The 13879-nt window shown below is 55.7% G+C and carries 10 protein-coding genes; 4 read left to right on the top strand and 6 right to left on the bottom strand.

What is annotated here, in order from left to right:
- The first annotated feature begins 128 nt into the window (after positions 1–128).
- Positions 129–2915: a class I adenylate cyclase gene (locus tag KA369_11485; GenBank protein ID MBP7736587.1), complete on the top strand. Its 2787-nt coding sequence runs from the start codon at positions 129–131 to the stop codon at positions 2913–2915.
- 347 nt (positions 2916–3262) lie between these two features.
- On the opposite strand, the gene KA369_11480 is transcribed toward KA369_11485, so the two are convergent.
- The 3 genes from KA369_11480 to KA369_11470 form a co-directional block, all read right to left on the bottom strand.
- Complete coding sequence (locus KA369_11480; GenBank protein MBP7736586.1) at positions 3263–3598, bottom strand: endonuclease domain-containing protein; 336 nt, start codon at positions 3596–3598, stop codon at positions 3263–3265.
- Positions 3599–4223: 625 nt separating this feature from the next.
- Positions 4224–4847, bottom strand: a complete 624-nt coding sequence (locus tag KA369_11475) for an MBL fold metallo-hydrolase (GenBank protein MBP7736585.1) — start codon at positions 4845–4847, stop codon at positions 4224–4226.
- 191 nt (positions 4848–5038) lie between these two features.
- Positions 5039–6031, bottom strand: coding sequence for a GIY-YIG nuclease family protein (locus KA369_11470; protein MBP7736584.1), 993 nt, complete (start codon positions 6029–6031; stop codon positions 5039–5041).
- Between the two features lie 393 nt (positions 6032–6424).
- Here KA369_11470 and KA369_11465 point away from each other — a divergent pair, with 393 nt between their 5' ends.
- Positions 6425–7159 (top strand): hypothetical protein, encoded by a 735-nt coding sequence (locus KA369_11465; GenBank protein ID MBP7736583.1) that lies wholly within the window; start codon positions 6425–6427, stop codon positions 7157–7159.
- A gap of 149 nt (positions 7160–7308) precedes the next feature.
- On the opposite strand, the gene KA369_11460 is transcribed toward KA369_11465, so the two are convergent.
- Positions 7309–7689: a tetratricopeptide repeat protein gene (locus KA369_11460; protein MBP7736582.1), complete on the bottom strand. Its 381-nt coding sequence runs from the start codon at positions 7687–7689 to the stop codon at positions 7309–7311.
- Positions 7690–7861: 172 nt separating this feature from the next.
- On the opposite strand from KA369_11460, the gene KA369_11455 reads away from it, so the two are divergent.
- Both KA369_11455 and dacB read left to right on the top strand, forming a co-directional pair.
- A complete protein-coding gene (locus KA369_11455) occupies positions 7862–9295 on the top strand; it encodes an ATP-binding protein (protein MBP7736581.1) in 1434 nt (477 codons plus the stop codon).
- A gap of 139 nt (positions 9296–9434) precedes the next feature.
- Entirely contained in the window at positions 9435–10937 is a 1503-nt protein-coding gene (dacB, locus tag KA369_11450) for a D-alanyl-D-alanine carboxypeptidase/D-alanyl-D-alanine-endopeptidase (protein MBP7736580.1), read from the top strand.
- A 49-nt stretch (positions 10938–10986) separates the two neighbouring features.
- Here dacB and KA369_11445 read toward each other — a convergent pair whose 3' ends face one another.
- Entirely contained in the window at positions 10987–11196 is a 210-nt protein-coding gene (locus KA369_11445; GenBank protein MBP7736579.1) for a zinc ribbon domain-containing protein, read from the bottom strand.
- Between the two features lie 442 nt (positions 11197–11638).
- Positions 11639–13822: an acetate--CoA ligase family protein gene (locus tag KA369_11440; protein MBP7736578.1), complete on the bottom strand. Its 2184-nt coding sequence runs from the start codon at positions 13820–13822 to the stop codon at positions 11639–11641.
- Between the last annotated feature and the right edge of the window lie 57 nt (positions 13823–13879).

Genomic DNA, 13879 nt, shown 5'->3' with positions numbered 1-13879 from the left:
ATCCGGCCAAACCGATAATTCTTACTTGCTTTTTAGATATAAGGTTTTAAGTTAATTGCAATGGGGATGCCGATCCGGCCCTTTCGGTGTTTTTTATTCTTTATAGACAGATAGACAGCACAGCAGCCATGGAAGCCAGTTCGAATATAATCGATAGAATAAAAACGTATCAAGAGAAGTTCCGGAAATACAACGAGTTGAAGCTTGGGAACCTGCAGAGGATCCTGTCGGACCCGCAGCTGGTTAACCTCCTGGAATTCATCACCTACCTGCTCCATGTCAACGCTCCGGGACTGCCGGGACACGTGGCGGAGCCGCGCCTGCCCCAGGGCGTCTTCGATTACTCTCCCTCGCCCCGGCTCATGGAGTTCATCACGAAACGATTCCCGGAGGCGGGGATCCACCGCTCCCGGTCAAGCAACCCCTTCCTGCTGATGATCGCCCTCATCGGCAGCTGCGGCACCATCGCCTACACCAAGCAGTCCGATTTCGACTTCTGGCTCTGCTACCAGGACGGCCACTATGGCCGGGAGCTCATCAACCTTTACAAGACCAAGCTGCGCGCCATCGAAAGCTGGGTCTTCGACAAGTTCAATATCGAAGTGCATTTCTACCTGAACGAGATCGGCCGCATCAGGAACAACGTGTTCGCCGACGAGGAGCAGTTTTCCGGATCCTCCATCGGGGAGCTCCTGAAGGAGGAGTTTTTCCGCAGCTCGATAGTGCTGAACGGCAAGATGCCCTTCTGGTGGGTCGTGCCGGAGAACGCCGACAACAGGACCTACATGAACTGGCTCGCGGCGGCGGGCCAATCGGAGCTGGCCGGCCAGTTCATAGACATCGGGAACATCTACAGCATTAAGCAGGAGGATTTTCTCACCGCGGGGCTGTTCCAGATCCTCAAGTCCCTGGGCAATCCCTTCAAGTCGATCATCAAGCTTGGGCTGCTGGCGCGCTACATCAACAATTACTCCGAGAACCCATTCATCTGCAACATCATCAAGAAGAACATCCAGGAAGACAAGCTCACGCCTGAATATACCGACGCCTATGTCATCATGTTCAACAACGTGTTCGATTATTACGCCAACATCGTCAAGGACCGGGATTCCCTGGACGTCCTGAAGGCCTCCTTTTACCTCAAGGTCGAGCCGATGCTCTCCCGCATCAATAAAGCCGAGGAAGGGTACAATCCGGACAAGGCCCGCGTCATGGTCGAGTATGTGAAGAGATGGGGCTGGGCCGCGGTCAAGGTCAAGGAAATGGACGATTTCCACAACTGGAGCATCGAGCCGGTGAGCAAGCTCCTGAACAACGCCAAGAAGTTCGTCCTTCAAGAATACCGCCGCATCATCGGGAGCATGGAGACGCACAAGGTCAAGCACAGCTTCACCGACGAGGAGATCAAGGCCATCAGCCGGAAGATCTACACCCACTTCCAGGTGGCGGACAACAAGATCGACAACACCCTGAGCTTCAAGAACTATCCGCCGGAGAAGCTCCTGAAAATCGAGTACGTGCGGGACCAGAAGGGGAACGAGACCTGGTTCCTGTCCAAGCGCCTCATCGTGGACAACACCCCGCAGATCGTCATCCTCCACAAGGACAAGACCCTCCTGGGCCTCTCGGTGTGGATCAGCCTGAACGGCCTGTTCAAGAAGGACTACACCCGGCTGGAGATCGATACCGGCCTTCACAGCCTGGAAACCAGCTTCCTCCGCGACCTGATCTCGGATGTCTCGTCCAATTTCATGTTCAAGAAGATGAGCGCCTTCCAGGAGGACTACGTCCGGGACCCCTTCCCGGTCATGAACTACATCATCTTTAACCTCTACTCGAAGTATTCGCGGAAGATCGACGAGTTCTTCTTCCTCTACCACGACAGCTGGGGATCCACCAAGTTCGAGGTTTTCAAGAACGAAATGGACATCATTCCGATCCTGTCGCGGATCCTGAACGGGGCCCTCGCGACCAGGAGCGATTTCGAGAGCGCGGTGAACGTAGTCTCGTCCCTCCCCTACGGCGCCACCAAGGAATTCATGCGCCTGAAGGCGTTCATACGGGACATCTACGAGTTCTTCATCGGCGGCGACCCGGAGGCCAAGAAGAGCTACATCACCATGGTGGGGAACCAGTACCTCATCTTCTACACCAAGAAATCGGGGGGAGCGACCGTCGTCGACACCATTCTCTGCGAGTCCGAGATGAAGATGATGCTGAGCCTCTCCTTCAACTACGGCCTGAAGAACCTCATCAGGGTCGATTCGTCCATCAAGGAGCTCAACTTCCTCCGCACCATGGTGGAAAACTCCAGGGCCGACACGATCCAAATATATTTCGACAGCGACAGGAAATACAGCTACTTCTACCTCTTCGACGAGAGCGGCTCCTTCTTCTATTTCCGCAAGCCGGCGGACATCATGTTCGATTACCTGACCAGGCTCTTCCTCTTCGCCAAAAACGTGTCGTCCCAGATAATCTCGGTGAACCCCGGGTCCCCCCTGGCGAAATCCGAAAACGCCGTGGAGCTCTGCCAGCTGAAGAAGGACATGTACATGAACTACTCGGTGAGCAAGATAGACCCGGAGCATTCCGTCAGGATCGAGAACATCCAGAAAAAGATACAGCCCTGCGTCCTCTCCGTCTCCTTCGGCCAGAACCGCGAGATCCTCTACAGCATGACCCTTCCCGACGGCCGCAAGACCGGGGCCTTCACCAGGAACACGGTCGCGGATTTCGCCAAAAGTCTCTTCTCATCGGCAGCGGACATGAAGGATTTCAAGCCCTTTATAACGGGCATCGACCTGTCGAGCCTGCAGCACAAGTACTTCAAGTTCTACACGACCTACTCCTTCTACGAGAAGATGCGGGCCGAACTGATGCTGGAAAACGTGCAGAAGCAGGCGGGGAAGTAGGCGGGTTCTGTCTTTCAACCCCTCACCCCCTACCCCTCTCCCATTTCTTAGCCCTCACCTGCGATCCGTGCACGCTCTCAGGGGATTGTCCCTCACCCGCGCTCCGCGCCCCCTCTCCCATTAAGCTTGGTAAAAAGGAGAGGGTTTCCTCTATAACGTCTTTATCATCGCTCCCCCTCTCCTTTCTTCAATTCTTAATGGGAGAGGGGGCCGGGGGGGGGGGTGAGGGGCAACCAACAACAAAGCAGTAGGGTCTCGCCATAAGAACTTTATCATCGCTCCCCCTCGCCTTTCTTCATTTCTTAATGGGAGAGGGGGCCGGGGGGTGAGGGGCTCTATTCTCAACATCATCTGAATGTATCGATTATTTTTTTAAATAATTTATCCATGTCAGCAATGACTTCTTCGTTCGTCACACGAATGAATCTTATCCCTTCACATTCAATCAAATGCTGTCGAAGATCATCATAATCCTGTTGCCGCTCATGTATACCACCATCAATTTCAATTGCTAGACGTAATTGATGACAATAAAAATCAACAACAAAACCTTCAATCACATGCTGGCGTCTGAATTTGAGGTTTAAGAATCTCCTGTCCCTGAGTTTTTCCCAAACTTTTATTTCATGCAGGGTTGATTCTTTTCTCAATTCTCTGGAGAATAACTTCTTCTTATGGTCCATATCATTTCTATCTTGTTATTTATAGATTATACGAACAGGAATATGAAATATTAAAAAATCTTTTTAAGATTTTACCCCTCACCCGCGCTCCATGCACGCTCTCAGGGGATTGTCCCTCACCCGCGCTCCGCGCACGTCGAGCGCTTTTTGGCCATCCTGGCCGCGCTCGACACTGAAACGTCCTGTTCGGCGCCTCTCCCATTAAGCTTGGTAAAAAGGAGAGGGTTTCCGCATTAAGGTTTTTATCTCAGCCCTCCTCGCCTTTCTTCAATTCTTAATTGGAGAGGGGGCCGGGGGGTGAGGGGCTACCAACAATAAAGGAGAGGATTTCCGCATTAAAGGCATTTAATTAAACTCCCCTTCTCCTTTCTTCTATTCTTAATGGGAGAAGGGGTCGGGGGATGAGGGGCAACCAACAACAAAGGAGTGGGTTTCTGCTATAACGTCTTTATCATCGCACTCCCTCACCTTTCTTCAGTTCTCAATGGAATTAGGGGCTGGGGGATGAGGGGCAACCAACAACAAAGGAGTGGGTTTCCGCTATAACGTCTTTATCATCGCCCCCCCCTCTCCTTTCTTCAATTCTTAATGGGAGAGGGGGCCGGGGGGGTGAGGGAATATAATCCTACCGATAATACCCCTTCTGCTCCTTAACGGTCGAGGTGGGATAGCGCCCGTAATGATGGCCCGGCCAGATGACCGTGCTGTCCGGCAGCGAGAGGATCTTGTTCTTAATCGACTCCATGATCTTTTTCATGGAGCCGTCGGGCAGATCGGTGCGGCCCATACCCTCGGTGAACAGGGTATCGCCGGTGAAAATATGCCCCGCCATGTAGAGGCAGATGCTCCCGGCCGAATGGCCCGGCGTTTCGATGACCCGCAGCTGCCCCGAGCCGACGTGTATCACGTCTCCGTCCTTCAGGGTCATCTGCGGCGGGGGAGACGTCTTCCCTCCCATGGTCCGGGAGAAGAACCTGCTCGTCAGGCTCCCCAGCTTGCGCGCGTCCGATTCGTGGATCAGCAGCGAAGCGCCGGTCTTCTTCATCCAGTAATCGTTCCCCGACGTATGGTCGAAATGGCCGTGGGTATTGATGATATACTTTATCGCGATGCCGTACTTCGCCACGACGCTCTCTATGAGCTCATGGTCACCGGCCGGGTCGATGAGGACGCCCTCCTTCGTTTTTTCGTCCGCCACCAGGTAGCAGAACACCGCCATGTGCGTCACCAGAATTTGCTCGATTATCATAATGTCCTTCCTTGTAGTTAGACCCCCCTGTCCCCCGCAGGGGGCATGAGTCCAACAAATTATTGGGATTTCAAATACATAATATTTACATCATACTTATAATATCACATATGAATATTACTCACTTTGTCACACGCCCCCTCCGGGGGTCGGGGGGCTATAGTGCATTTGGGGCCGGGGGGGTGAGGGCATTAAGTCAAATCATATATCCACATCCAGTCGTCCACCCCCGGCCAGGACCAGAGCTTGGCCTTCGACCGGAGCTTCATCGCCCCGAGCATCTCGAAGAAGTCGTCATCCCCGCAGGAGCCGCGGCTTCCGATAAAAATGAGGCTCTGACCCCCGGCCTGAATGTAACGGTGCAGGGCATTGGCCGCCATGGGATCGTTGATCGGAGGCCAGCAGAGTAACAGCGCCCGCTCAGGGTAGAGCCCGGCCATCGCCTCATCGCCCTCCTCCACGTGGTACCAGGTATCGTCGAACCACTGGTTCCCCTCCCGCCAGTCCCAGGGCGCTTCCTCCCCGGGGGGACGCCGGTCATAGGCGATGATATCCGCCCCGGCGTCGGCCAGGCACCGGGCCCAGTACCCGTTGCCGGCGCCGATCTCCACCAGTGGGGTCAGAGCCGCTATCTCCTCGATGATGTCCAGGGTCGGGATTGAGAAGGCGTAGCGGCCGATAAAATCCGAACGCGCCTCGCCGAGCAGGACCAGGAGATCGTCCCGATCCGTCGCGCCGCGCTCCTCGATGAGGGCAAGGACCTCGTCGAGGTAGGGATTGGCGATCTTCCTGTCCCCCTCATGGGCCGAAAACCGCGTGATGTCCCGCTCGGCTTCCGGGACCTCGTCCCGCGGCCCGTGATGATAGGGGGCAATGGCGAAATCAGTATCATAGGCGCCGATAACTATCGGCCGGAGAGAGGCGGGATCGGCTATGACCCCGTCCTTTGCCTGCCGGCTCATGCCCTGGATGAGCCGCTCCACCCTCTGGGCGTCACCCCGCGACCCTCGCAGGGTCCAGCACCGGGCTATCCGCACCGGCCTGAAGCTCCTGGTATACTTTGATTTGGCCGTGCCCTTACGGTGCTCCCTGTACCGGCGTCCCAGGTCATCGGTGGATCCGGTGTAGTAGGAGCCGTTTTCGCATTCAAGCATGTACACGAACCAGCGAGAGCTATCTTTCATAACATTGCCGCGGCCCCTGCTCTGACCCCGGGGGCCCCTGATACGCCCCATCAAGACGGATGGAGAGGTTAATTTGCAAGATTTTTTTATAGAATCGACGGATATGACGAAATTTACATTCATTATGAATGACGATTCCTATTCATTTTTGCATAGATTTTAGAGGGTCAGAGCCCTATTATTTGCAAGGAGGGGTCAGAGCTCTTTACATCTCCCGGCGGGAGTCACACTGTCCGCATTGAGCAAGGTTAAAGTGATATCATTTAAATCGGCTTACTTCAAGGATAAGAAACCCATTAATAATAAATCAATTGAACCGGAACCAACTATTGACGTATCAGCAAAATGGAATTATATTATTTTAATATAATCTAAACTTGGAGGATACCTACAATGAAACTTATACTATATACGGCATTGGCTCTGACCCTCCTGGCAGTTCCCCTACAGGCTGGTCCCTTCCTGGACCTGGAGACAGGACCGGTTTTCACCGGGTTGAACGACGTGCGGATAAACGGCAGGTACGGCACCAGGTTCTCGATGCCGGGTACCCTGGGCAACGAGCCGTGGTATTTTATCCGGGCCAGGGTCGGATGGACCATCCAGGACCGGCACAACATCTATGTCCTGGCCGCCCCCCTGAAGATCGACTACGAGGGAAAATCGGACCGGTTTCTCCTTTTCAGGAACACCCTCTACTTCCCCATGACCCCGATGAGGGCCACCTTTAAATTCAACTCCTGGCGCCTCACCTATCGCTATGATATCGTGAAGAACGACAAGATTGAGTTCGGCATCGGCCTCACCGGGAAGATCAGGGAAGCCTATATCAGGCTCGACAGCCTCAATGTGAGGACCACGCGGCCGGACCTGGGGTTCGTGCCCCTCATAACCATACGGCTCCAGTGGATGTTCGCGCCGCAATTCAGCTTCCTCATGGACGCCGACTGGCTCGTGGGACCCGTGGGACGGGCCGAGGACATCCTCTTCGCGTTCCAGTACCATATCAACAAGAACGTCCTTATAAAGGCGGGATACCGCATCCTGGAAGGCGGCGCGGACAATTCAAGGGTCTACACCTTCTCGCTCTTCCATTACGGGGTGTTCGGAGTCACGGCCACGTTCTAGGCATGGATATTAATTGAGGAATTCTCGCAGAGACGCAGAGAATGATGATGAAATCAATGCTTTATTAAAATGGACTTTCTGATTCTGTAAATCATCTTGCTTCATTAGAAAAACATTCAATCTCCGCGTCTCCGCGAGAGATATCCCGTTCAGCGGCGATGATACCCGGCCTCGATTATGCCTCGGGCTTCCTCGTATAATTCCTTCGGGTCCATCTCGATGGCCTTACCGATGGCGATAAGGGCATTCTTGTAGTCACCGTTCTTGTAGGCGTACTTGGCCATCAGGTAGTGGAGGCGGTCAAAAGCGGGGTCCATGCGGGAAGCCTTCTTCAAAATATGTACAGCGTCGGTGTATTTCTTCTGGGTCGCGAAGGTCCTTGCCAGGGCGATGTAGGCGTAGATGAAATACTGGTTCAGCTCGATGGCGCGGGTGAAATAATGGACCGCCTTGTCGTAGTTCCCGTGGCGTATCCACTCCACCGCCATGTCGTAACAGTCGTCGGCTTCAATGTCTTCGTAGTGCTTCATGTTATTAATAATACTTATAATCGAATGAAGGTCAATCTAATTAATATAAGCCAATCTCGATCAAAACATTCCTTGATCCCGACAGGGGCATCATCACGGATACCGCTACCCCGGTTCTAACATTGTAAATTATACTTGATATTTTACAATTCATTCAATAATTGCTTATATCATGAATTTCAAACGCAATGATGGAGGGAACCAGGTAACGGGCGGCTTTCTTGACCGCTTGCTCACCCGGTACGATGATTCAGATTACATCATCAAGCTCAAATCGCGGTTTCTTCTGCGCGTAAGCATCACGGCAATCACGATCTTTCCCTTCATCATTGCCTACAACATCTACCTGAGCCTCACCAAGGCAGCCTATGGCTATGCGATTTACTGGCCCATAATCGCGCCGCTCCTGGCCGCTTTCATAATATTCTTCATTGTCATCATCCTCGTCATCAAGGGCCGGTTCACCCCGGCCGGCCACATCTTATTCATCGCCTCGCAGCTCCTGATATGGTCCATAATGTTCATCGATAAAAGCGGGCCCGTGGAACGGCTGGACACGATCGTCGTCCTGTTCGCCATTCTCTCAATGAGCCCGCTGGTCATAAAGAACCGCCCCGTTGCCATCCCCGTCTATTCAGCGGCAACGGTACTGGGAGCCGTACTGTTCGCCAGGCTGGTCTTTCCTGAAATGGGCCTACCGGCAACCGCGATGATCGATTATATCGGCGATATCATCGTCGCATCGGCGGTCGTCGTAATAATGGCCTACAACCTGTTCTCGATAAACCGGGCCGCCCTGGACAGGTCGGAGGAAAGCAGGAGGAAGCTGGCGGCCGCCAACGTCGAGCTTGAGGCGCTCAACGAGGATCTTGTCGCCACCAACGAGGAGCTCGAGGCCGCCATGGAGGAGCTGGCCGCGACCAACGAGGAGTTCGAAGCGCAGAACAGGGAGCTGACGGCGTCCCAGCGTATCATCGGCGATTCCCTCGAGGAAAAGAACGTCCTCCTCAGGGAGATACACCACCGGGTCAAGAACAACATGCAGATCATCTCAAGCCTGCTCAACATGCAGGCGGACAACATCGGGGATCCGCGGACAAAGACCGTCATCAATGACGCCATAAGCAGGATCCATTCCATGGCCCTCATACATGAAAAAATATACCAGTCCGGCAGTTTCAGCCGGGTGGACATGGCGGCCTATATCGAGCAGCTGCTGAAGGACATCATCCAGCTTTCCATGAGAGGCTCCGACGCCCTCCAGGTTTCGACACGCTTCGATTCGATCCACCTGTCCATCGAGCAGGCCATCCCCTGCGGCATCCTCATCAACGAAATCCTGACAAACTCGATCAAGCACGCCTGCGTTGACGACCGTCCCTGCCGGATAGAGCTTGCCATGTCCGCGGCGGATGGCGTCGCGACCCTGGAAATATCGGATTCCGGCCCGGGCTTTGATGCGGGTTTGCTGGAAAACAACGGCGGCAGCACCATGGGATTGCAGCTCGTCAACGCGCTGGCAAGGCAGCTGAACGCCGAACTTTCGATCAATGTCGATAAAGGCGCCAGGTTCACCATTCGCTTCGGCATACTGAAGAGGCAATAGCTCTTCAATCAAGACCCCTCACCCGCCCCTCCGGGGCACGCCGAGCGCTTTTTGGCCATCCTGGCCGCCAAATTATTATTGACCGCGCCGCTTCCATGATCAATATGAAGCCGATACCAACCCGTCCCGGAGGAACACCGTGCCATTAAACAATAGAGCCCTCATTATTACCGGCATCTTCTTAGCCATGCTGCTATTCCTTTCCTGCGGGTTCAGGCCCGTTGACGCGGACGTCTCCTTCGGCCCGGAAAAATCATCACCCGGACCGGATACGTCCCTCCTGAACGGCATACCGCCGGAGAATATCGGCTACCTGGTCTACGACCTGGACCGGAAGACCGTGGTGCGGTCCCACAACAGGACGCGCCCCTTCATCCCGGCGTCAACGACAAAGGTGCCGGCCACGGTGTTCGCCCTTAATGTCCTCGGCCCCGAATACCGCTTCGAGACATATCTTTCATACAAAGGCTCCATTTCTAAGGGCGTTCTGAAGGGCGACCTGTACCTGAAAGGGACCGGCGATCCCCTGCTCACCGTGAGCGACCTCATGGCCATGATAGACCGCATGAAGGAAAAAGGGATTGCCTCCGTGGAGGGACGGCTATGCTACGACGAGAGCGCCCTCGCCGCCTCGCCGAGCATCGACCCGGACATGGAGCCGGACGTCTCCTTCAACTCCGGGGTGAGCGCCCTCTCCCTTGATTACAACACCATCATGGCCGAATGGAAGCGCGACAAAAAAGCGAAGGCCATGGAGATATTCCTGACCCCGACCCTCCCGGTGAACGGCACCGGATTCTCCAGGGACAAATTAAGGGAAAACATCAAGTTCACCTACCGGGAGCTGGGAGGGTCCGAGACATGGCTCCTGTCGCCGGATGAAACAAGGGACGGAACGGAGCGCCTCCCGGTCAAAAAACCGGGACGGTACACCGCCCACATGTTCGCCAAGCTCTGCGCGATGCGCGGTATAGCCATCAAGGGCCCCATCGGGCCCGGCGCCATGCCCTTGACGGCCAGCGCGATCGCAACGCACCGCGGCCAGAGGCTGGCGGACATCGTGGACCTTACCCTCACCTACAGCATCAACCTCATGGCCGAGCTGGCGATGCTCGGCGCGGTCAAGGATAAGACCGGTAACGCGATGAGGCTTGACGGCGCGGCCCTGGAGCTTTCAAAGTATTTTTCAGGCAGGCTGGAGAATATCGACTGGAAGGAATGCAGGCTGTTCAACGGCTCCGGCCTGACGCCGAAAAACAGGATAACCCCGGAGCAGATGACGGCGGTCCTGGTCTACGCCGACGCCCAGGACTATGGCGGCAAAAAATACCGCAATTTCCTGCCCGCGTCAGGCTGGGAATGGTCCCTCATGAACCGCTTCGGAGATCCGAACACCGCCTTCCACGTGTGGGCCAAGACCGGCACCATCAACTACGCCGTGGCCCTGGCAGGATATCTCTATACAAAATCGCGCCGGACCATGGCCTTCACGATCTATATCAGCGACATCGACGCGCGCCAGGTCTACGATTCCGACCCGGACCGCCGCAGCAAGGAATCGATGGCGAAGGTCTACGGGTGGCTCAACAGCGCGAAGAAAACCATGGACGGCATCGTCACCGGTTGGGTCGAGGAGCTGTGATATCGGCAGTGTTTTATAAAAGACCGGACCGGCCTTAACGCGAGGGCTTTCATCCGCCGCCGGAGTGGGCATGGGCGCAGGTTGACACCGAGGGGCACCCCGGCGACGAGCTGCTCGATATGGAAGCGAAGCTGGATATCATCTTCTTTGTGTTGACCGAATTGCATTTGGGACAGGGAACCCCCTTGTCCTCTCCCATGCGGCGGATCTCCGAAAATTGCTCGCCGCAGTCGCTGCAGGTGAATTCATAGATGGGCATGGAAAAACCTCTAATCTTTAGTTGTATCTAAATTACTGAAATCTCTTCATAGAGTCAACATATTTATTTTAATATACCCCTCACCCGCCCCTCCGGGGCACCCTCTCCCATTAAACTCGGAAAATAAGGAGAGGGTTTCCGCATTAAGGCATTTATCTCAGCCCCCTCGCCTTACTTCATTTCTTAATGGGAGAGGGCAAACGCTTTCACCACATCCTGTGGCTGCGTTTGCATCAACCTCATCCTGAGAACGCGGTCCGGTGGGTGAGGGGCAACCAACAAAGGAGAGGGTTCCCGCAATAAGGTTCTTTAATTCAGCACCCCTTCTCCTTTCTTCAGTTCTCAATGGGAGAAGGCAAACGCTTTCGCCACATCCTGTGGCTGCGTTTGCATCAACCTCATCCTGAGAACGCGGGTCGGGGGATGAGGGGCATTTTATATATTACTTCCCAAACACCACCAGCGCGTCCACCGCCACCGGCTCTGACCCCTCGATGATGATCGGATTGATATCGATCTCCGCCACTTCCGGATGGGCCAGGGGGATAAGGCTCAGCCGGTGAAGGATGTTCGCCAGGGACTTCATGTTCACTGCCTCCATGCCGCGGAAGGGGCCGAGGAGCTTCTTCGACCTGATGTCGTTAGCCATCTCCTCGGCGTCGTTCACGGTCAGTGGCGAGGGCCTGAAGACCATGTCGCCCAGGGCCTCGGTGAAGATGCCGCCGAGGCCGAACATGACCGACGGACCGAACCCCGGAGCGCGCACCACGCCTGCCACTAACTCCCGGTCGCCCTTCACCATCCGGTAGGCAATGACCGGCACCGGCGCGCCCGCCGCCTCCCGTATCTTACGGAAGGAGGCCGCCGCCTCATCTTTCGTTTTCAGGTTGAGATATATAAGGCCCTTGCCCGTCTTGTGCATAATGTCGGCCGCGCTTGCCTTGAGGACCAGGGGATACCCGGCCCGGTCAGCCGCGGCCGCAGCCTCATCTTCGGAATTGACGACGATCTCCTCTGTCACGGGGATGCCCCATGACTTCAAAAAGAGCTTCGAGCCGTGCTCGTCGAGGTTGCTCTGACCCCTTCCGCGGGCTTCGCCGACGATCCTTGAAGCCTCCGCCGGCGGGGCCGGAACCGCCGGCCTTTCCCAGGGTTTCCGCTCCCGGATCTCCCTGTGGCGCAGCAGCGTCACCATGGCGCCCGCGGTCTTTTCAGGGGAATCGAAGACCGGGAACCCGTTGTCCTCGTAGGCGGTCATGTAATCGTCGTCCCGGTCGTAAAAGCTCGATATGGCCACAGGTATGCCGAAGCGCTTGATGGATACGATCTTCTCCCTGCTGTCGGGCAGGCCCGCCAGCAGGTTCTCCACCGGCGCGTCGTTAAGGAAGCTCCTGAAATGGTCATAGGCGAAACTGATGTAACCGGACCGCATGATGCCGTGGATCACGATCCCGTCCACCTCGCCGCTTTCGATCACGATCTCCGGTATCTTCTGGCCCAGCACCTCGATGTCCAGGCTGAAGGTCATGTCGACGGGATTGCCGCTCGGCGCGTGGGGCGGCATCAGGGGCCGCAGGGACTCCTGCAGCTTCTTCGAGAATTCCGGCACCTCCAGGCCGCCCTGCTCAAGGATATTGGCCATGGCAGAGCCGGGACCGCCGGAATTGGTGAAGACCCCTATCCGCTTTCCCCTGAGGGGCGGCTGCACCGCCATCATGTTCCCGTAGTGATAGAGCTCCTCGATGGAATGGACCCGTATGATGCCCGCCTGCCTGAAGAGGCCGTCGTAGAGGTGGTCCGGGGCCGCCATGGAGCCGGTGTGGCTCAGGCTCGACCGGGCTCCGGCGCCGGAGCCTCCCACGTACTGGGCCAGCACCGGCTTGCGGGGCGTTATCTTCCGCGCGGTCTCGATGAAGCGCGGCACGTCGCGGAGACCCTCGATATAGAGGGATATGGCCCTGGTCTGATCATCCTCACCCAGGTATTCCAGGGCGTCGGTGATGTCGATGTTGGCGCTGTTGCCCACGCTGATGGCCTTGCTGAAGCGAAGCCCCTTCTTGCCCAGGTACGGGATCGTCTGGGTCACGTAGGTGCCGCTCTGCGAGGCGAATCCCAGGGAGCCGGGGGGATACAGGTAGGGCATGACCGTGGTGTTCAGGGATATCTCGGTATTGATGATGCCCATGCAGTTGGGCCCCAGGAACCGTATGCCGTACTCGGAGGAGATATCGTTGAGTCTCCTCTGCATCTGGCGTCCTTCCTCGCCGAGCTCGCCGAAGCCCGCGGTGATGATGATGGCGCTTTTCGTGCCTTTCCTGCCGAACTCCTCCAGGAGCTTCGTCACCTCCGATGCCGGGACCACCAGGAACGCCAGGTCCGGGGCCTCGGGCAGGTCCGCCACCGAAGGATATGCGTCGTGGCCCAGTATCTTCTTTTCCCTGGGATGGATGGGAAAGAACTTTCCTTTGTAGCCATCCTTCACGATGCTCAGGGTCTGCATGGTTCCCATTTTCATGAAGTTGTTCCCCGCACCGACAGTGGCAATGGAGGAAGGATTCATCAGGCGGCGTAAAGGATTATCGGTGGAGGAAGGATTCGCCAGACGGTGTAAAGGATTATCGCTCATAGGACCCTCTCAAAAAATGGGATATGAACATTCGTAATAGATATGTATGCAAAGTCA

The sequence above is a fragment of the Spirochaetota bacterium genome, from assembly GCA_017999915.1.
Classification (GTDB): Bacteria; Spirochaetota; UBA4802; order UBA4802; family UBA5550; genus RBG-16-49-21.
Note: the sequence above shows the minus strand (reverse complement) of the source record. Positions and strands in the feature narration are given on the sequence as shown.